Genomic DNA, 16,989 nt, shown 5'->3' with positions numbered 1-16,989 from the left:
TGCTCATCTGAGCGCTTCGACGCCCATTCTTACACGTTTCTTGGCCTGCAGGGTGAGCGCTGCCACACTTCGATCGTGTGATCGGGCTGGTGCTCATCTGAGCACTCTTCTGTCGGGCACTTTCTGTCGGGCACTTCTGTCGGGGAGGGTGAGATGAGACGTTCGCGCGCGGTGCTGCTCGCGATCGTGGTGCTGCTGGTGAGCTCGGGATGCGCGGGATGGGGCGGCTCCGTCGGTGGGGGCGGGCCGAACAGCATCAACGTGCTGATGGTCAACAACCAGCAGATGGTGGATCTCCAGCGGCTCACGGCCGACCACTTCACCCGCGAGACCGGCATCACCGTCAACTTCACGGTGCTGCCCGAGAACGACGTCCGCGACAAGATCAGCCAGGAGTTCTCCAGCCAGGCCGGCCAGTACGACGTCGCGACGCTGTCCAACTTCGAGATCCCGATCTACGCGCGCAGCGGCTGGATCGCGCCGATGGACTCCTTCATCGAGGCCGACCCGGAGTTCGACCAGGACGACATCCTCGCGCCGATGGTCACCTCGCTCACCGGTGACGACGGGCAGGTCTACGGCCAGCCGTTCTACGGCGAGTCCTCGTTCCTCATGTACCGCCGCGACGTGCTGGAACAGGCCGGCATCACCATGCCGGAGAACCCGACCTGGCCGCAGGTGGCCGACATCGCCGCGCGCATCGACGGCATCCAGCCGGGCATGGCGGGGATCTGCCTGCGCGGCCAGCCGGGATGGGGCCAGGTCTTCGCGCCGCTCACCACCGTGGTCAACACCTTCGGCGGCACCTGGTTCACGCAGGACTGGCAGGCGCAGGTGAACGCGCCGGAGTTCACCGAGGCCGTGACCTTCTACGTCGACCTCGTGCGCGAGCACGGCGAGACCGGCGCCGCGCAGGCCGGGTTCACCGAGTGCCTCAACAACCTCATCCAGGGCAACGCCGCGATGTGGTACGACGCCACCTCGGCGGCGGGATCGCTGGAGGCCGCCGACTCCCCGGTCCGGGGGCGCATGGGCTACGCCCCGGCCCCGGTGGTCGAGACCGACAGCGCCGGCTGGCTCTACGCCTGGTCGTGGGGCATCCAGGCGGCCAGCGAGCGCAAGGACGCGGCCTGGCAGTTCGTCTCGTGGGCCTCGGGCAAGGAGTACGAGCAGCTCGTCGGCGAGGAGATCGGGTGGTCGTCGGTACCCGCGGGCAAGCGGGCGTCGACCTACTCCAACCCGGACTACCTCGCCGAGTCGGCGGCGTTCGCCGAGCCGACGCGCCGGGCGATCGAGTCGGCCGACCCGCGCGACCCCGGCGTGCAACCGCGACCGGCGCTGGGCGTCCAGTTCGTCGGCATTCCGGAGTTCCCGGATCTGGGGACCCAGGTGTCGCAGCAGATCAGCTCGGCCATCGCCGGCCAGACGAGCGTCGCCGAGGCGCTCGACCGCGGCCAGGAGCTGGCCGACGACGTGGCGGAGCGGTACCGGTCCCGGGAGAGTGGATCATGACGACGACGGTGGAACGGCCCCGGACGGCCCAGCCCGAGGGGCCCGCGCTGCGCAAGGCCGGTGACTGGGCGCGCCGGGCCCCGCTGCTGCCCGCCCTGATCTTCCTGATCGTCGTGACGCAGCTGCCGTTCCTGGGCACGCTGGTGATCTCGTTCATGAACTGGAACGCCTACTACCCCGACGAGCGCGGGTTCGCGGGATTCGACAACTTCGCGCGCGTCCTCACCGACGTCACCACGCGCGAGGCGATCGTCACGACGATCGTGCTGACCGTGTCGGTGGTGGCGGTCAGCCTGGTGCTCGGCCTGCTCATCGCGCTGCTGCTCGACCGCGCGTTCCTCGGGCGCGGGTTCGTGCGCACGATGATGATCACGCCGTTCCTGGTGGTGCCGGTGGCCGCGGCGCTGGTGTGGAAGCACGCGCTCTACAACCCCGAGTACGGGCTGTTCAACGGCGTGCTCACCTGGATCTTCGGGGCGAACGCCCCGCAGCCGGACTGGATCTCCGCCGCACCGCTGACGTCCGTCGTCGCCGCGCTCGTGTGGCAGTGGACCCCGTTCATGATGCTGATCATCCTGGCCGGGCTGCAGAGCAAGCCGCTCGACGTCATCGAGGCCGCGCAGATCGACGGCTGCTCGAACTGGCAGATCTTCCGCTACATGACCTTCCCGCACCTGCGCCAGTACCTGGAGCTCGGCGGGCTGCTCGGATCGATCTACATCGTCCAGAACTTCGACGCCGTCTTCACGATCACCTCGGGTGGCCTGGGCACGGCGAACCTGCCGTACACGATCTACCAGACCTTCTACAACGCGCAGGACTACGGCCGGGCGTCCGCCGCCGGGGTCATCGTGGTGATCGGGACGATCCTCATCGCCATGTTCGCCCTGCGCACCGTGTCGTCGCTGTTCCGCCAGGAGGGTTCCCGATGACCGACGACGCACTTCTTCCCGCGGAGGAGCCGACATGACTGCCACTCTCGATGCTCCGGCCACCCCGTCCGGACTCGCCACGGCGAAGCCGCAGCGCCGCCGGTCGGGCACCTATCTCGGGGTGGTCGCCTGGATCGTCGGCATCCTGTTCGTGCTGCCGGTCGTGTGGATGGTCCTGACCTCGTTCCACAGTGAGAACGATGCGGCGACCAACCCCCCGTCGGTGTTCGCGCCGCTCACCCTCGACGGCTATCTCAACTTCTTCGGGGCGTCGACGGGGGCGAGCCCGTGGCCGCCGCTGCTCAACTCGATGACGGCGAGCGTCGTGTCCACGGCGCTGGTGCTCGTCCTGGCGATCCCCGCCGCGTACGCGCTGTCGATCCGTCCGGTGCGCAAGTGGACCGACGTGCTGTTCTTCTTCCTGTCCACCAAGATGCTGCCGGTGGTGGCCGGCCTGCTGCCGGTCTACCTGATCGCGCAGGGCATCGGGATGCTCGACAACATCTGGCTGCTCATCATCCTGTACACCTCGATGAACCTGCCGATCGCGGTGTGGATGATGCGCTCGTTCCTCGCCGAGGTCCCCGGCGAGGTGCTGGAGGCGGCGGCGATGGACGGCTGCTCGCTGATGCGCACGCTGCGCACGATCCTGATCCCCATGGTGCTGCCGGGGATCGCGGCCACGTCGCTGATCTGTTTCATCTTCAGCTGGAACGAGCTGCTGTTCGCCCGGGTGCTGACGGCGACCGTGGCGCAGACGGCGCCGGTGTTCCTGACGAGCTTCGTCACCAGTCAGGGGCTGTTCCTGGCGAAGGTGTGCGCGGCGGCAGTGGTGGTGTCGCTTCCGGTGCTCATCGCCGGGTTCGCGGCGCAGGACAAGCTGGTGCAGGGCCTGTCGTTGGGAGCGATCAAGTAATGAGAGCAGCTGTCATCTCCGCCGACCAGGTCACCGTGGAGACGGTGCCGGACCCGGCGCCGGGGCCGCGGGAGGTCGTCGTCGCCGTGGCCGGGTGCGGCATCTGCGGCACCGACCTGCACATCGCCGACGGGGAGTTCGCGCCCACGCTGCCGGTGACACCGGGGCACGAGTTCGCCGGGGAGGTCGTGGCGAGGGGTCGCGACGTCACCGAGGTGCAGGTCGGTGAGCAGGTGGCCGTGGACCCGTCGCTGCACTGCGGCGAGTGCTACTTCTGCCGGCGCGGGCGGGGCAACCTGTGCGAGCGCTGGGCCGCGATCGGCGTGTCGACGACGGGTGGTGCGGCCGAGTACGCGGTGGCGCCGGTGGCCAACTGTGTGGTGCTGCCCGCCGGGGTGTCGCCCGCCGACGCCGCCCTGATCGAGCCGCTGTCGTGCGCCGTGCGCGGCTTCGACGTGCTCGCCCCGGCGCTCGGCGACCACTACCTGATCTACGGCGCGGGCACGATGGGCCTGATGATGATGGAGCTGGCCAAGCGGGCCGGCGCGGCCAGCGTCAGCATGGTCGACCTCAACCCCGCTCGGCTGGAGACGGCGAAGGAGCTGGGCTGCACGGCCACCGTGACCGGCGCCGACGAGCTGGACCGCCCGCGCGGCTGGGACGTCGTGATCGACTGCACCGGGGTCGTCGCCGCCATCGAGGACGGCCTGGGCCGCGTGATCCGCGGCGGCACGTTCCAGCAGTTCGGGGTGGCCAACGAGGACGCCGTGGCGCGGTTCTCGCCGTTCCGCGTCTACAACCAGGAGATCCGGATCGTCGGGTCGATGGCGGTGCTGCACAGTTTCGAGCGGGCCGCGGAGCTCTTCGCCGACGGGGTGCTCCGGCCGGAGATCATGATCAGTGACCGCAGGCCGCTGGAGGAGTACCCGGCTGCACTGGAGCAGTTCCGGGCCGGGGTGGGACGGAAGATCCAGGTGCGCCCCTGACGCGGGGCGGCCGCGCTGTACGGCGCCGGTCGGGTGGTTCTGGAGGAGCGCGACGCGCCGCGACCCGGCGTCGATCAAGGTGATGGTCCTCCCGGGCGCGTGGTCAGCCGCTGACGCGCGAGATCTACGTCAGAGGGGTTCGTGCCATCGCTCTCCCCGCTCGCGTAGATCTCGTGCTGCGAACTGTGCGAAACGCCCACGGAGCGGATGCGGTTGCGGGCATCCTGCGCCGATGGTCGTACCGGGGTGGCCCGTCGCCTTTCGTGGCTCGCTCGCCGTCGCTGCGGGGCTCGTCACGAAGGACGTGCTGCGCGGGCCGCGGTTCGCGCGGCTGTTCCCCGATACGTACGTCGCCGCCGAGCGGAAGCGTGACCTCACACTGCGCTCGCACGCCGCCTACCGCTACGTCGAGGGCCGTGGAGTTCTGTCCGGCTACGCGGCGGCCGAGCTGCTCGGAGCCTCCTGCGGCCCGCGGGACGCGCCGGCCGAGGTGACTGTGTTCGCAGGGAAGCAACGGGTCCATCCCGGCCTGCTCGTCCACCGGGACCGCCTGGCGCCCGGGGAGATGCAGTGCGTCGGCACGCTCCGGACGACCACCCCGATCCGTACCGCCTGGGACCTCGCCCGCCGGGGTGACCTCGTCGACCGAGTGGTGGCGGTGGACGCGCTCGCCCGCGTCCACGGCTTCTCGCCCGACCTGCTGCTGAACTTCCTGGTGCACTTCCCCCGTGCGCGGGGGAACGACGCCGTCTGCGAGGTGCTATCGCTCGCCGACCGCCGGTCCGGGTCCCCGATGGAGACGCGCCTGCGCCTGTTGCTGGTGCTCGCCGGGCTGCCGCGGCCCGAGGTGCAGTGGGTGGTGCAGGACGAGCAGGCCCGCCGAGCGGTGTGGCTCGACCTGGCGTACCCCGAACACATGATCGGGATCGAGTACGAGGGCGAGGGACACACGACCCCGGAGGGCGTGCTGCGCGACATCGGCCGCGGTACCGACCTGGTCGACAAGGGCTGGCGCCTGTACAGCTACACGAAGTACGAGATCTACTGCGAACCGGAGAAGATCGTCGCGCAGATCCGGCGAGCGCTGGAACGAACCAGATCCACCTCAGTGGGGTCCATGGTGCCCGGGGCCCCGCTCAGGTAGATCTCGTGGCGTTCATAGCTCGTCGATCGCCTTCTGGATGCGCTTGATCGACACCGGGTACCTCGTGCGCATGGGGTGGGCGTAGAGGCTCACGCGCAGCTCCTCGATCATCCAGCGGATCTCGCGCAGCCCGGCCGCTGGCTCCGTACCGGGCTGCACGGCGGCCAGCTCGGCGGCGTACTCGTCGGCGACGGCGCGCACCTGCGCGGTCCACTCGGCATCGCGGGCCGGGTCGACGCGCAGCTTCTCGATCCGGCGCTCGATCGCCTCCAGGTAGCGCACGAGGTCGCCGAGCCGGGACGCGCCCGCGCTCGTCGCGAATCCCGGGCCGACCAGGGCGGTGAGCTGGGCGTCGATGTCGGCGAACCCGGCGCGGGTGCCCGGGGTGCGGTGCGCGTCGGCGAGCCGGGACTGCACGCGGTGCCACCCGTCCAGCACGGCGCGCACGGCGTGCAGCACCTGCAGCGTGGTGGACGCCAGCCGCTCCCGGAACAGCTTCTGCAGCCGCAGGTACCCGCGCTCGTCGAACGGGTCCCCGCCGGCGGCTGCGATCAGCGCGTCGGCCGCGGCGACGGTGCAGTCCTCCAGCAGCGCGGCGACCGAGCCGTGCGGGTTGCGCGACAGGGCCAGCTTCGCGGCGTTGTCCAGGTCGCGCTGCACCTGCCTGGCCGGCGACGTGGTCTCCCGCAGCAGCAACCGGCGCACGCCGCGGTGGTGGGCGGGGTCGCGCTCGGCGGCCGTCGGGAAGACGCGGACGTCCACGGCGTCGCCGCGGACCAGCAGGCCGGGGAACCCGGTGACGACGTGCCGGCCGCGGCGGATCGCGTGCTCGCGGGGGAGCGTGCCGATGGTCCAGGTGGTGAGGCCGTGGCGCTCCAGGTCGACGCCCGCGGCGGCCAGCTCGGCGCGCACCTTCGGGGCCAGCTCGCGGCGCAGCGCCTCCAGGTCGGTGCCGCGGGTGACCTCGGCGCCGTGCTCGTCCACCACCCGGAACGTGACGGTGAGGTGCTCGGGCAGCCGGTCGAGTTCCCAGGCCTCGCGCGGGATGTGGACCTCGCGCATCCGCCCCAGCTCCCGCTCCAGGCCGTCCAGCAAGGGTTCGTCCTGGTCGCGCAGCCGGGCGAGCACCGCGCGGGCGTGGTCGGGGGCGGGCGCGAACAGCCTGCGCAGCGACTTCGGCAGTGTCTTGATCAGCGCGATCACCAGGTCCTCGCGCAGGCCGGGCACCTGCCAGGTGAACGGCGTGGGGTCGATCTGGTGCAGCGCGGCCACCGGGACGTCGACGGTGACGCCGTCGGTGTGATGGCCGGGCTCGAACGCGTACGACAGCGGCAGCGTCAGCCCGCCCGCCTCGACGTGGTCGGGGTAGGCGGTGGCGTCGATCTCGGCGGCCTGGGCGGTGCGCACCATCTCGTCGGTGAGCTCGAGGGCAGGTTTCGCCTTGCGGTACCAGGTGTCGAAGTGCCGCCCCGACACCACGTGCGCCGGGATCCGCCGCTCGTAGAACTCGACGAGGGTCTCCGGGTCGACGACGAGGTCGCGCCGCCGCGCCCGGTGCTCGAGCTCCTCGGCGACCTCGAGCAGCTCGCGGTTGGCGTGGAAGAAGCGGTGGCGGGTGTCCCAGTCGCCCTCGACGAGCGCGTGGCGGATGAACAGCTCCCGCGAGACCTCGGGATCGACCCGCCCGTAGTCGACGGTGCGGTCCACCACGATCGGCACGCCGTAGAGCGTGACGCGCTCGACGGCCACCGCGGCGGCGCGCTTGCGCGACCAGTGCGGCTCGGAGTACGTCCGCTTCACCAGGTGCCCGGCGAGCGGCTCGATCCACTCCGGCTTGATCCGGGCGGCGGTGCGTGCGAACAGCCGCGAGGTCTCGACGAGCTCGGCCGCCATCACCCAGCGCGGGCCCCGCTTCGCCAGCGGCGATCCGGGGAAGATCATGAACTTCGCCCCGCGGGCGCCGAGGTACTCCTTGGTGTCGGCCTCCTTGAGCCCCACCTGGCTCAGCAGCCCGGCGAGGATCGACCGGTGGATGCGGTCGGCGTCCGCCTCGGTGTCGTTCACGCTCATCCCGGCGTTGCGGGCGGCCGAGCGGAGCTGCGCGTGCAGGTCCCGCCACTCGCGGATGCGCAGGTAGTGCAGGAACTCCTCGCGCAACTGCTTGCGGAACCGGCTCCCGGACAGCTCCCGGCGTTGCTCGTCGACGTAGGTCCACAGGTTGCGGAACGCGAGGAAGTCGCTGCCGTCCTCGGCGAAACGGGCGTGGCGCTCGTCGGCGGCCTGGCGCTGCTCGGTGGGGCGCTCGCGGGGGTCCTGCACCGACAGCGCGGCGGCGATGACGAGCACCTCCCGCAGGCAGCCGTTGCGGTCGGCCTCCACCAGCATCCGGCCCAGGCGCGGATCGACGGGGAGCGCGGCCAGGCGGCGACCGACCGGGGTGAGCGCGTGCGTCCCGTCGAGCGCGCCCAGCTCCTGCAGCAGCGCCAGGCCGTCGTTGACGCTGCGCTGATCCGGCGGGTCGACGAACGGGAACTCGGTGATCTCGCCCAGCTCCAGCGAGATCATCTGCAGCACGACCGACGCGAGGTTGGTGCGCAGGATCTCCGGATCGGTGAACGCGGGGCGGGCGTCGAAGTCGTCCTCGGAGTAGAGGCGGATGCAGATGCCGTCCGCGACGCGCCCGCAGCGGCCCGCGCGCTGGTTGGCGCTGGCCTGGCTGACCTTCTCGATCGGCAGCCGCTGCACCTTGAGCCGTCGCGAGTAGCGCGAGATGCGGGCCAGACCCGGGTCGATGACGTAGCGGATGCCGGGCACGGTCAGCGAGGTCTCGGCGACGTTCGTCGCCAGCACCACCCGCCGGCCGAGTGACGACTGACGAGGGGCGAAGACGCGCTGCTGCTCGGCGGTGGTCTGCCGGGCGTAGAGCGGGAGGATCTCGATGCCCGGGAAGTCCCGTCTCGCCAGGCCGTCGGCGGTGTCGCGGATCTCCCGCTCGCCGGGCAGGAACACGAGGATGTCGCCGGGGCCCTCGCGGCGCAGCTCGGTGACGGCGTCGGCGATTGCGGCGAGCTGGTCGCGGTCGGGGTCGGCGTCGGGGTCGTCGGGGTCGACGACCGGGCGGTACCGCATCTCCACGGGGTAGGACCGACCCGAGACCTCGACGATCGGCGCCGGGTGGGTGGGCGAGGACGCGAAGTGGGCCGCGAACCGCTCGGGGTCGATCGTGGCCGAGGTGATGATCACCTTGAGGTCGGGGCGGCGGGGGAGCAGCTGCGCGAGGTAGCCGAGGATGAAGTCGATGTTGAGGCTGCGCTCGTGGGCCTCGTCGATGATCAGGGTGTCGTACTGCCACAGCATCCGGTCGCCGGTGAGCTCGGCGAGCAGGATGCCGTCGGTCATGAGCTTGACCAGTGTGTTCTCGCCGACCTGGTCGGTGAACCGCACCTTCCAGCCGACGGTGTCGCCGATCTCGGTGTGCAACTCCTCGGCGATCCGCGCGGCCACGGTGCGCGCGGCGAGCCGGCGGGGCTGGGTGTGCCCGATCAGCCCGCGCACGCCGCGGCCCAGCTCCAGGCAGATCTTCGGGATCTGGGTGGTCTTCCCGGAGCCGGTCTCGCCGGCGACGATCACCACCTGGTGGTCGCGGATCGCGGCGGCGATGTCCTCGCGCCGGGCGCTGACCGGCAGGGTCTCCGGGTAGCTGATCGCGGGCACCGCGGCGCGGCGCGCGGCCACCCGTGCCTCGCCGGCGTCGACCGCGTCGGCGGCGGCCGCGAGCGCGCGGTCGCGGGCTCGCGGATCGCGGGTGCGGCGGGCGGTCTCCAGGCGCCGGGCGAGCCGGTGCTCGTCACGCAGGGTCAAATCCGGAAGCCGCTCGGCCAGCGCGTCGACGTCCCCCTCCGCGAGTCGGGGCGTGCGTACGCGCGAGTCGGGCTGTGAGTGCGGTGCGCCCGACCGCCCCCGGCGGGCTTGGGCCGCGGTGCCGTCGGGTGCGTCGGTCCGGGACGGGTCCTGACTCCGGCCCGCTGCCTGCGACCGCCGCCTGCGGGGGCGGCGGGGCCGGCGTTCGGTGTCGGATGCGGGATCCGGCGCGGAACCCGTGGGTCGGGCGGAAGGGGCGGGTGCGTCCGGCGCTGGGCGCGCGTCAGTGGCTCGGGCCGGGAAGGAGGACATCGTGGAACCAGTGTGCCTGTGGTCGTCGGTCAGACGGAGCGCAGGGCCGGTGTGATCTCGTCGGCGACCGGGCTGTCGGCCGCGGGGTGCTCGACCAGCGCGAGCACGCGGTTGGCGAGGAACCGGGCCGTGCGCACGGTGCTGCCGCCGCGGGTGGTCTCGCTCACCTCGACGACACCGCGCGAGTGCGTGATGCCGACCCTGCGTCCGGCGCGGGTGGCGGTGATCTCGTAGGTGCGCGTGGTGCCGCCGCCTGCGTCGATGACGATCTCGACCCGATCGCCTTTCATGGGCTGCCGCCGTCCTGAAGGGGGTGTTGACACCCGATACAACCGCTCCGACCTGCGAATTGTTCCCGGCAACGGGCAGAGTGAGGGGCGGCGTCGTGGGGGGACGACGCCGCCCGTCGCAGGCCGCGTCGAACGCGGCGTGGCTGGAGGTCGAACGTGGCTGAGGGTCCGAACCGGGCGCCGGTCGCCTCTCGGCGCGTGGCACACCCGTAGGCGGCAAGTGGTGAGACCCGGGGACACGGATCGCCCGGCTCGGACAGCCGGTACAACAGGCGTACCCCCGCCGGCATTCCCGGCCCTCAGGTCGGGGTCGGGTCGCCCGCCACGAAGCGCGTGACCTCGGTGCCGTAGCGCCCGATCAGCGTGCCGTCGGGGTGGAAGCCGGACGCCGTGAGCATCCGCGCCGACGCGGGATGGTCGACGTTCGCGTACGCCGTGGGAGTGACCCCGGGGAACCGCGTGCGCACGACCGGCAGCACCACGGCGAGGAGCTCGCGGCCGTGACCGCGGCCCCAGCGGCCGGGGGCCAGCCAGATCCCGATCTCGATCTCGGCGAGGTGGTCGACCTCGGCGACGACCAGGCCGACGAGCGGGTCGGCGTCCTGCGGCTCGTGGGCCAGCCACCACATGCCCTCGCCGCGGCCGCACGCCGCCATGCCGCGCCGGAACCGGGCGTCCGCGGTCGCCCGGCTCCACGGTGCGCCGACGCCGATCCGCGCGGTGACCTGCGGAGCCAGGGCGAGGCGACGGAAGTCCGCCGCGTCGTTCGCCGTGCACGCCCGCACGTGGATCACAGGGCGGCGAGCACCCCGTCGGTGAACGGGGGCCAGGCCTGCACCGCCCAGTCGCTGAAGTCGCGGTCGGTGAGCACCACGCAGGCGACGCCCGCGTCCGGGTCCACCCACAGGAACGTGCCGGCCTGCCCGAAGTGCCCGAACGTGCGCGGCGAGCTGGCGGCCCCGGTCCAGTGCGGCGACTTCCCGTCCCGGATCTCGAACCCCAGCCCCCAGTCGTTGGGCTTCTGGCGGCCGTAGCCGGGCAGGATGCCGTCGACGCCGGGGAACGCGACCGTCGTGGCCTCCCCGAGCGTGTGGGTGAGCTTCGGGGCCTGCAGCTCGGCCGCGAACCGGGCCAGGTCGGCGGACGAGGACACCGCACCCGCGCCCGGGGAGCCCTCCAGCCGGGTGGCGGCCATGCCGAGCGGCTCGCAGACCGCCTGGTGCAGGTACTCGGCGAACGGCATGCCGGCCGCCGCGGCGATGGTCTCGCCGAGCACGTCGAAGCCGGAGTTGGAGTAGATCCGCCGCGCGCCGGGCGCCGCCTGCACCACGCCGTCGGAGAACGACAGGCCCGAGGTGTGGGCGGCGAGATGGCGCACGGTGGCACCGTCCGGGCCGGCGGGCTGGTCCCACTCGATCGCGCCCTCCTCCACCGCGACCAGCACGGCGTAGGCGGACAGGAGCTTGGTGACCGACGCGAGCCGGAACTCCCGGTCCTGGTCCCCGGCCGTCGCGAGCACCGCGCCGTCGCGGCCGACGACCGCGGCGGCGGCGTGGTCGACCGGCCAGTCGAGCACCGCACCCGTCGCGGCGGCGAGGTCAGGCATCGCCGTACACCGGGATCGCGGCGCCGCTGATCGGGGCGGCGTCCGGACCGCAGAGGAACACGATCACCTTCGCGATCGCGGCCGGTGCGACGGCCCGGGCCGCCAGGTCGTCGGACATCCAGCTGCGGTTGGCCGGAGTGTCGATCACCGACGGCAGCACGGCGTTGACCCGGATCCGGTCCGCGCGCAGCTCCTCGGCGAGCAGTTGCGTGAGCCGCACGACCGCGGCCTTGCTCGTGGCGTGCGCGACCGGAGCGGGCCCGCCGACGGCCGTCTTCGACCCGACGGTGACGATCGCGCCCCCGCCGAGCGCGGCGAACCGGGGGGCGGCGGCCTGCGCCGTCCACAGCATCGAGCCGAAGTTGGAGCGCCACAGCGAGTCGAGCGTCTCCTCGTCGACGTCGGACAGCGCGCCGGGGCTGAACCCGCCCGCGAGGCCGACGAGGGCGTCGCAGTCGACGGGGATCCGGGTGAACGCCTCCTGCACGGCCGCCCGGTCGGACAGGTCGGCGGCCACGGCGTGCACGCCGTCCGGGGTACCGAGGGCGTCGAGCCGGTCGCCGGGTCGGTCCAGCGCCACGACCACCCGCCCGGCCGCGCGGAACTCGGCGACGACGGCATGTCCCAGTGCGCCCGCGGCGCCGGTCACGATGACTGCGTTCACGGCCGTCATCCTGCCCGTTGGACGCGCTGGGGGCAGGCCGGGGCCGCCGTGCCCGGCACGCGCGTTCGGGTCCTGGACGCCGATCCCCGGACACGCCGCGGCCGGATCGCTGCATGATCGGCGTCCGGGAACCCGGGGGCGTGCCTGCTGCGACGGTTGTGCGTTCCGAGCCGGTGATCTTCGGGCGGGCGGGCGGGCGGGGGCCGGGCCCGGGCCCGGGTGCTTGGTCGGCGTCTGGGAACCGGGGGGGGGGTGTGTGGGGGCCGGTTGGGTGTTCCGATCCGGTGATCTTTGGTGGGGCGCCGGTCGGGCCGGGGAGCATGATCGGCGTCTGGGAACCGGGGGGTGTGTGGAAGCCGGTTGGGTGTTCCGGGGCCGGCGATCGTGATGGGGCGGCGGTCGGGCCCAGGTGCATGATCGACGTCCGGGAACCGGGAGGTGTGCCAGGGACGGTTGTGCGTTCCGATCCGACGATCGACGTTCACCGGCCGGGTCGGGTCGGCTGCATGATCCGCGTCCCGGAACCGGGAGGTGTGCGGGAGCCTGGTGGGCGTTCCCAACCGATGATCACCCGTCGAGCCTGCCCCGCCCGGCGACCGCGACGGCAGTGGTCGAGGCGCGGTGGGGTCCGGCCCTCCCTCGCGCACCCGGTACCTGCCGCGCGCGTGGCGTCCGGGTCGCGCGCGCCGTCGGCGTCACGTCCGGCCGTGCCCGGGCCGCGGTCAGGCCGGGGCGCCCACCCGCGCTCTGCCGTGCGCCACCAGCAGCCGCCGTCCCAGCACCATCAGCGCGGCCGCGACCAGCATCGTCACCGCGCCGACGACCCACGCCGTCGGGTACGAGAACTGCGCCGCCAGGAACCCGAACCCGACGGGACCGACGAACCCGCCGCCGTACACGCCGGCCTGCACGATCGAGGTGGCCGCGGCCGGCGCGGACGGGTTGAGCCGCACCACGGCGAACTGCAGCAGCCCCGGCCACGCCCAGCCCAGGCCGAAGCCGAGGACGGTGCCGATCACCAGTGCCGGGGTGCCGGGCACCGCGAGCAGGGCGAGGCCGCCCGCCCCGAGTACGAGGCTGGCGGCGACCACCGCGATGTGCCCTCCGGAGCGGTGATCGGCCGCCCAGCCGTGGGCCAGGCGCATCGTCAATCCGACGACGCTGCCGAGCGTGAGCGTCAGACCAGCGGTGCCGGCGTCGACGCCCCGGTCCACCGCGGAGGCGACCAGGAAGATCCCCAGTGCCGACGACGACGCGGCGCCCAGCCCCGCGGCGACCCCTATCACCGAGAGCGCACCCGTGGCCCGCTCGCCCGGGGTGGCGGCGGTGCGGCCGCGGCCCGGGGTGTCGCGCGGGGCGACCAGCAGCGCGCTCAGCGCGAGGACGGCGCCGATCACGAACGCCCAGCGCCATCCGACGGTCAGGGCGACGGTCGGGACCGCGAGCCCGGACAGCAGCGTCGCGATCGGGATCGCCGACTGCTTGATGCCGAACGAGAGGCCGAGCCGGCCGGGGGGCACGTACCGCGCGAGCGTCAGGTTGGAGGAGAGCTGGCCGAGCACGTTGAACCAGGCACTGCTCAGCAGGATCGCCACGAGCGCCGGGTACGAGCGGGCGAACGCGGCCACAGCCGCCATCAGGGCGGCGGCGCCCACGACCGCGATCCGGCTGGTCGGCCCGGACCCGTACCGCTCGACCAGCCAGCCGCACGGCAACGACCCGAACGCGCTCACCCCGAAGTACAGCGCCACGACCAGGCCGAGTCCCGCGGGGTCGAACCCGAGCTCGCCGGAGATCTGCACGGCCAGCCCGCCGGTGAGGAACACGGGCAGGACGGAGACGGTGGTGGTGGAGACGGCTCCCGTCACGGCCAGGCCCGAGCGATTCACCTGAGCAATGCTAAGGGATGGTGCATGTGGACGCGCCGGCGTCCGCATCACATCCGGTACTCAGCCGCGGATGCGGCTGGCCTCCCCGCCCCACTCCTTCTCGCGCAGCTCGAACTTCTGCACCTTCCCGGTGGAGGTCTTCGGCAGCTCGTCGACGATCTCCACGTCACGGGGGGCCTTGTAGCGGGCGATCCGCGACTTCACGTGCTCGATCAGTTCCTCGGGGGAGGCGCTCCCGCCGTCGGCGAGCACCACGAACGCCTTGGGCCGCTCGCCGAACTTCTCGTCCGGCACCCCGATCACCGCGGCCTCCAGCACCGCCGGGTGGGAGACCACGGCCTGCTCCACCTCCACCGTGGAGATGTTCTCCCCGCCGGAGATCACGACGTCCTTGGCCCGGTCGCGCAGCTCGACGTAGCCGTCCGGGTGCATGACGCCGAGGTCCCCGGAGTGGAACCAGCCGCCCGCGAACGCCTTCTCGGTGCCCGCGGGGTCCTCGTAGTAGCCCTTCATGACGTTGTTGCCGCGCATCACGATCTCGCCCATCGTGGTGCCGTCGGCGGGCACGTCGACCATGTTCTCGTCCACGACTCGCAGCCGGTCGGCGCAGACCATGCCGACGCCCTGGCGGGCCTGCAGGGCGGCGCGCTCCTCCGGTCCGAGCCCGTCCCAGCCGCGCTGGTACTGGTTGACCGAGTACGGGCCGTAGGTCTCGGTCAGCCCGTAGACGTGCACGATCCGGAAGCCCATCCTCTCCATCTGCAGGATGGTCGTCGGGCTCGGTGGCGCGCCGGCGGTGGTGATCACGAGCGGGTAGTCCAGCGGCACGGCCTCGGGCGCCCGCATGATCGTGGTGACGACGGTGGGCGCGCCGTTGAGGTGCGTGACGCCGTGCTCGGTGATCAGCTCCCAGATGACGTCGCCGCGCACCTCGCGCAGGCACACGTGGGTGCCGCCGATCGCGGTCAGCGCCCAGGGCGTGCACCAGCCGTTGCAGTGGAACATCGGCAGCGTCCACAGGTACACGCTGTCCGGGGTGTGCGCGGAGTGCACGATCTCGCCGAACGAGTTCAGGTAGGCCCCGCGGTGGTGGTACATCACGCCCTTGGGCTTGCCCGTGGTGCCCGAGGTGTAGTTGATCGCGAGCGTGGCGTCCTCGTCGTCGACGGCCCAGTCGAGCGGCTCGTCACTGCCCCGGGCGAGCAGGTCGTCGTAGGTGACGCCGCTGCCGGTGCCGTCGCCCGGGTTGGCCGGGTCGATCACCGTGATGATCTCCTCGACGGTCTTGAGCTCGCCGGCCACGGGGGCCACCACCGGGTACAGCGCCGCGTCGACGACCAGCGCCTTCGAGCCGGAGTGGTCGAGGATGTAGCGCACCTCCTCGGTGGACAGCCGCGTGTTGATCGCCACGAGCACCGCGCCCGCCAGCGGCACCGCGAAGTGCGCCACGAGCATCTCGGGGATGTTGGGCAGCAGGTAGGCCACGCGGTCGCCGGGCTCGATCCCGGAGCCACGAAGCGCGTGCGCCACCCGCGTGGCCTCCGCGCCGAACTCGGCGTAGGTGTGGCGGCGCTCGCCGTACACGATGGCGGTCTTGTCCGGGTACACCGCGGCCGAGCGGGCGAGGAACGCCAGCGGCGTCAGCGGGGTGTTCCAGACGGTGGTCATCGGCACTTCTCCTCCGGGCGGGCGTACGACTGGCGCTGATCCTCTGCCCTGCCGGGCGGCGCGGCAACCGCCGGTCGGCGCGGGGGCGCTCAGTCGACGATCTTGATGGCGGCGCGGGGGCAGGCCTGCACGGCCTCCTCCAGCTTGGGCCGCAGCTCCTCGCCCGGGTTCTCCTCGAGGATGTACAGGAAGTCGTCGTCCCTGACCTCGAACACCTCGGGGGCGATGCCCATGCAGACGGCGTTGGACTCACACAGGTCGAAATCCACCTCTACCTTCATGACGACATGGTGCCCGCCGCGCCGCGCGCGTGTCACCGAAGGCGACCCTCACCGCGCACCCACCAGCCGGGCGTAGACCACGACGTTGTCGGTGTACCGGCCCCCGCCGCGGTCGAAGACCCCACCGCTGGTGATCAGGCGCAGCTCGGGCCCCGTGGTGTCGCCATGGACGTCGCCGGTGGGGAACGCGCTGCGGGCGAACCGTTCCACCCGGTAGGCGACGAACACGACCTCGGTGCCGTCCGCGCGGTGCACGCCCACCTCGGCACCCGGCGCCAGCTCGGGCAGGCGCGCGAACAGGCCGGGCGTGCCGCCGACCGCCACGTGGGCGGTGATGACGGCGGGGCCCGCGGCGCCTGGGGTCGGGCCGAGGACCGACCAGCCGGCCGTCGTCGCGTCCGGTGGTGCCCGCAGGACACCGCCGCCGTCGACGCCGAGGTCGACGATCCGCGCGGCCCGCAGCCCGATCACGGGGATGTCGAGGCGGACCGGGGTCGACCCCGCCAACCGCTCGACCGGTCGCAGGGGCGGTGCCGGCGGCACGGCCGGCGTCTGCGGTGTCGCCGCCAGCGGGACGACGGCCAGGTCGGTGGTCGCGGGCGGCCAGGCGGCCGGGCCCGTCGCGTGCGGGGTGGCGCAGCCCGCCACGACGGTGATCGCCGCGAGCGCGGCGAGCACCACGGCAGCGGCTCTCACGGCCTGGGTTCCGGCCCGGTCGGCATCCCGCCCGCCGTGGCTGCGGGCCGGGGGACCAGTGCCGCGGGTGGGGTGGTCGCGACCTGCGGTGTCGTCGGCACCGCGAGGTGATCGGCGGCTGCCACGCACCGTGCGCCGGAACACCCGGGGGGCTCGGCGGTGGCGGCCGCGACGGCCATGCCGACGGCCACCGCCATGCCGAACCCGGCGCAGCACGCCGCCGTCGCGGGAC

14 protein-coding genes are annotated in these 16,989 nt (G+C 72.7%); 5 read left to right on the top strand and 9 right to left on the bottom strand.

The genetic code is table 11. The features are described 5' to 3' along the window. Positions 1-153: 153 nt before the first annotated feature. The 5 genes from Q1K26_RS02270 to Q1K26_RS02250 all read left to right on the top strand — a co-directional run bounded on the left by Q1K26_RS02270 (position 154) and on the right by Q1K26_RS02250 (position 5,490). Complete coding sequence (locus tag Q1K26_RS02270) at positions 154-1,512, top strand: sugar ABC transporter substrate-binding protein (RefSeq protein ID WP_300007429.1); 1,359 nt, start codon at positions 154-156, stop codon at positions 1,510-1,512. Beyond that, positions 1,509-2,444, top strand: a complete 936-nt coding sequence (locus tag Q1K26_RS02265; protein WP_300007428.1) for a sugar ABC transporter permease — start codon at positions 1,509-1,511, stop codon at positions 2,442-2,444. The genes Q1K26_RS02270 and Q1K26_RS02265 overlap by 4 nt, the downstream gene beginning before the upstream one ends. A 34-nt stretch (positions 2,445-2,478) precedes the next feature. Continuing rightward, a complete protein-coding gene (locus Q1K26_RS02260) occupies positions 2,479-3,360 on the top strand; it encodes a carbohydrate ABC transporter permease (protein WP_300007427.1) in 882 nt (293 codons plus the stop codon). Further along, the gene (locus Q1K26_RS02255) at positions 3,360-4,346 is read left to right on the top strand and encodes a zinc-dependent alcohol dehydrogenase family protein (protein ID WP_300007426.1); all 987 of its coding nucleotides are present in this window, start codon (positions 3,360-3,362) and stop codon (positions 4,344-4,346) included. Before Q1K26_RS02260 ends, Q1K26_RS02255 begins: the two co-directional genes overlap by 1 nt. Positions 4,347-4,578: 232 nt before the next feature. Continuing rightward, positions 4,579-5,490: a hypothetical protein gene (locus Q1K26_RS02250; protein WP_300007425.1), complete on the top strand. Its 912-nt coding sequence runs from the start codon at positions 4,579-4,581 to the stop codon at positions 5,488-5,490. Positions 5,491-5,502: 12 nt separating this feature from the next. Here the strand turns inward: Q1K26_RS02250 and hrpA are convergent, their stop codons facing one another. The 9 genes from hrpA to Q1K26_RS02205 form a co-directional block, all read right to left on the bottom strand. Then, on the bottom strand, positions 5,503-9,663 hold the full coding sequence (hrpA, locus tag Q1K26_RS02245; protein ID WP_300007424.1) for an ATP-dependent RNA helicase HrpA: 4,161 nt from the start codon (positions 9,661-9,663) through the stop codon (positions 5,503-5,505). A 29-nt stretch (positions 9,664-9,692) separates the two neighbouring features. Further along, positions 9,693-9,953, bottom strand: a complete 261-nt coding sequence (locus Q1K26_RS02240) for a hypothetical protein (protein ID WP_300007423.1) — start codon at positions 9,951-9,953, stop codon at positions 9,693-9,695. 299 nt (positions 9,954-10,252) lie between these two features. Further along, the gene (locus Q1K26_RS02235; RefSeq protein ID WP_300007422.1) at positions 10,253-10,747 is read right to left on the bottom strand and encodes a GNAT family N-acetyltransferase; all 495 of its coding nucleotides are present in this window, start codon (positions 10,745-10,747) and stop codon (positions 10,253-10,255) included. Next, positions 10,744-11,559: a serine hydrolase domain-containing protein gene (locus Q1K26_RS02230; RefSeq protein WP_300007421.1), complete on the bottom strand. Its 816-nt coding sequence runs from the start codon at positions 11,557-11,559 to the stop codon at positions 10,744-10,746. The genes Q1K26_RS02235 and Q1K26_RS02230 overlap by 4 nt, the downstream gene beginning before the upstream one ends. Next, positions 11,552-12,223, bottom strand: coding sequence for an SDR family oxidoreductase (locus tag Q1K26_RS02225; RefSeq protein WP_300007420.1), 672 nt, complete (start codon positions 12,221-12,223; stop codon positions 11,552-11,554). Before Q1K26_RS02225 ends, Q1K26_RS02230 begins: the two co-directional genes overlap by 8 nt. Before the next feature lie 722 nt (positions 12,224-12,945). Further along, complete coding sequence (locus Q1K26_RS02220) at positions 12,946-14,112, bottom strand: MFS transporter (RefSeq protein ID WP_300007419.1); 1,167 nt, start codon at positions 14,110-14,112, stop codon at positions 12,946-12,948. A gap of 60 nt (positions 14,113-14,172) precedes the next feature. After that, positions 14,173-15,780, bottom strand: coding sequence for an acyl--CoA ligase family protein (locus Q1K26_RS02215; protein ID WP_300007418.1), 1,608 nt, complete (start codon positions 15,778-15,780; stop codon positions 14,173-14,175). Between the two features lie 89 nt (positions 15,781-15,869). Further along, positions 15,870-16,061, bottom strand: a complete 192-nt coding sequence (locus tag Q1K26_RS02210) for a ferredoxin (RefSeq protein WP_300007417.1) — start codon at positions 16,059-16,061, stop codon at positions 15,870-15,872. 48 nt (positions 16,062-16,109) lie between these two features. Further along, on the bottom strand, positions 16,110-16,757 hold the full coding sequence (locus tag Q1K26_RS02205) for a sortase (RefSeq protein ID WP_300007416.1): 648 nt from the start codon (positions 16,755-16,757) through the stop codon (positions 16,110-16,112). Positions 16,758-16,989: the final 232 nt, after the last annotated feature.

It is taken from the genome of Pseudonocardia sp., assembly GCF_029263155.1.
GTDB lineage: Bacteria > Actinomycetota > Actinomycetes > Mycobacteriales > Pseudonocardiaceae > Pseudonocardia.
Note: the sequence above shows the minus strand (reverse complement) of the source record. Positions and strands in the feature narration are given on the sequence as shown.

Bases quoted from the DNA above. Each gene is read 5' to 3' on its own strand.
- Q1K26_RS02265 (WP_300007428.1), top strand. From the start codon at position 1,509: ATGACGACGACGGTGGAACGGCCCCGGACGGCCCAGCCCGAGGGGCCC.
- Q1K26_RS02230 (WP_300007421.1), bottom strand. From the start codon at position 11,559: ATGCCTGACCTCGCCGCCGCGACGGGTGCGGTGCTCGACTGGCCGGTC.
- Q1K26_RS02255 (WP_300007426.1), top strand. From the start codon at position 3,360: ATGAGAGCAGCTGTCATCTCCGCCGACCAGGTCACCGTGGAGACGGTG.
- Q1K26_RS02260 (WP_300007427.1), top strand. From the start codon at position 2,479: ATGACTGCCACTCTCGATGCTCCGGCCACCCCGTCCGGACTCGCCACG.
- Q1K26_RS02215 (WP_300007418.1), bottom strand. From the start codon at position 15,780: ATGACCACCGTCTGGAACACCCCGCTGACGCCGCTGGCGTTCCTCGCC.
- Q1K26_RS02210 (WP_300007417.1), bottom strand. From the start codon at position 16,061: ATGAAGGTAGAGGTGGATTTCGACCTGTGTGAGTCCAACGCCGTCTGC.
- Q1K26_RS02240 (WP_300007423.1), bottom strand. From the start codon at position 9,953: ATGAAAGGCGATCGGGTCGAGATCGTCATCGACGCAGGCGGCGGCACC.
- Q1K26_RS02250 (WP_300007425.1), top strand. From the start codon at position 4,579: ATGGTCGTACCGGGGTGGCCCGTCGCCTTTCGTGGCTCGCTCGCCGTC.
- hrpA (WP_300007424.1), bottom strand. From the start codon at position 9,663: ATGTCCTCCTTCCCGGCCCGAGCCACTGACGCGCGCCCAGCGCCGGAC.
- Q1K26_RS02270 (WP_300007429.1), top strand. From the start codon at position 154: ATGAGACGTTCGCGCGCGGTGCTGCTCGCGATCGTGGTGCTGCTGGTG.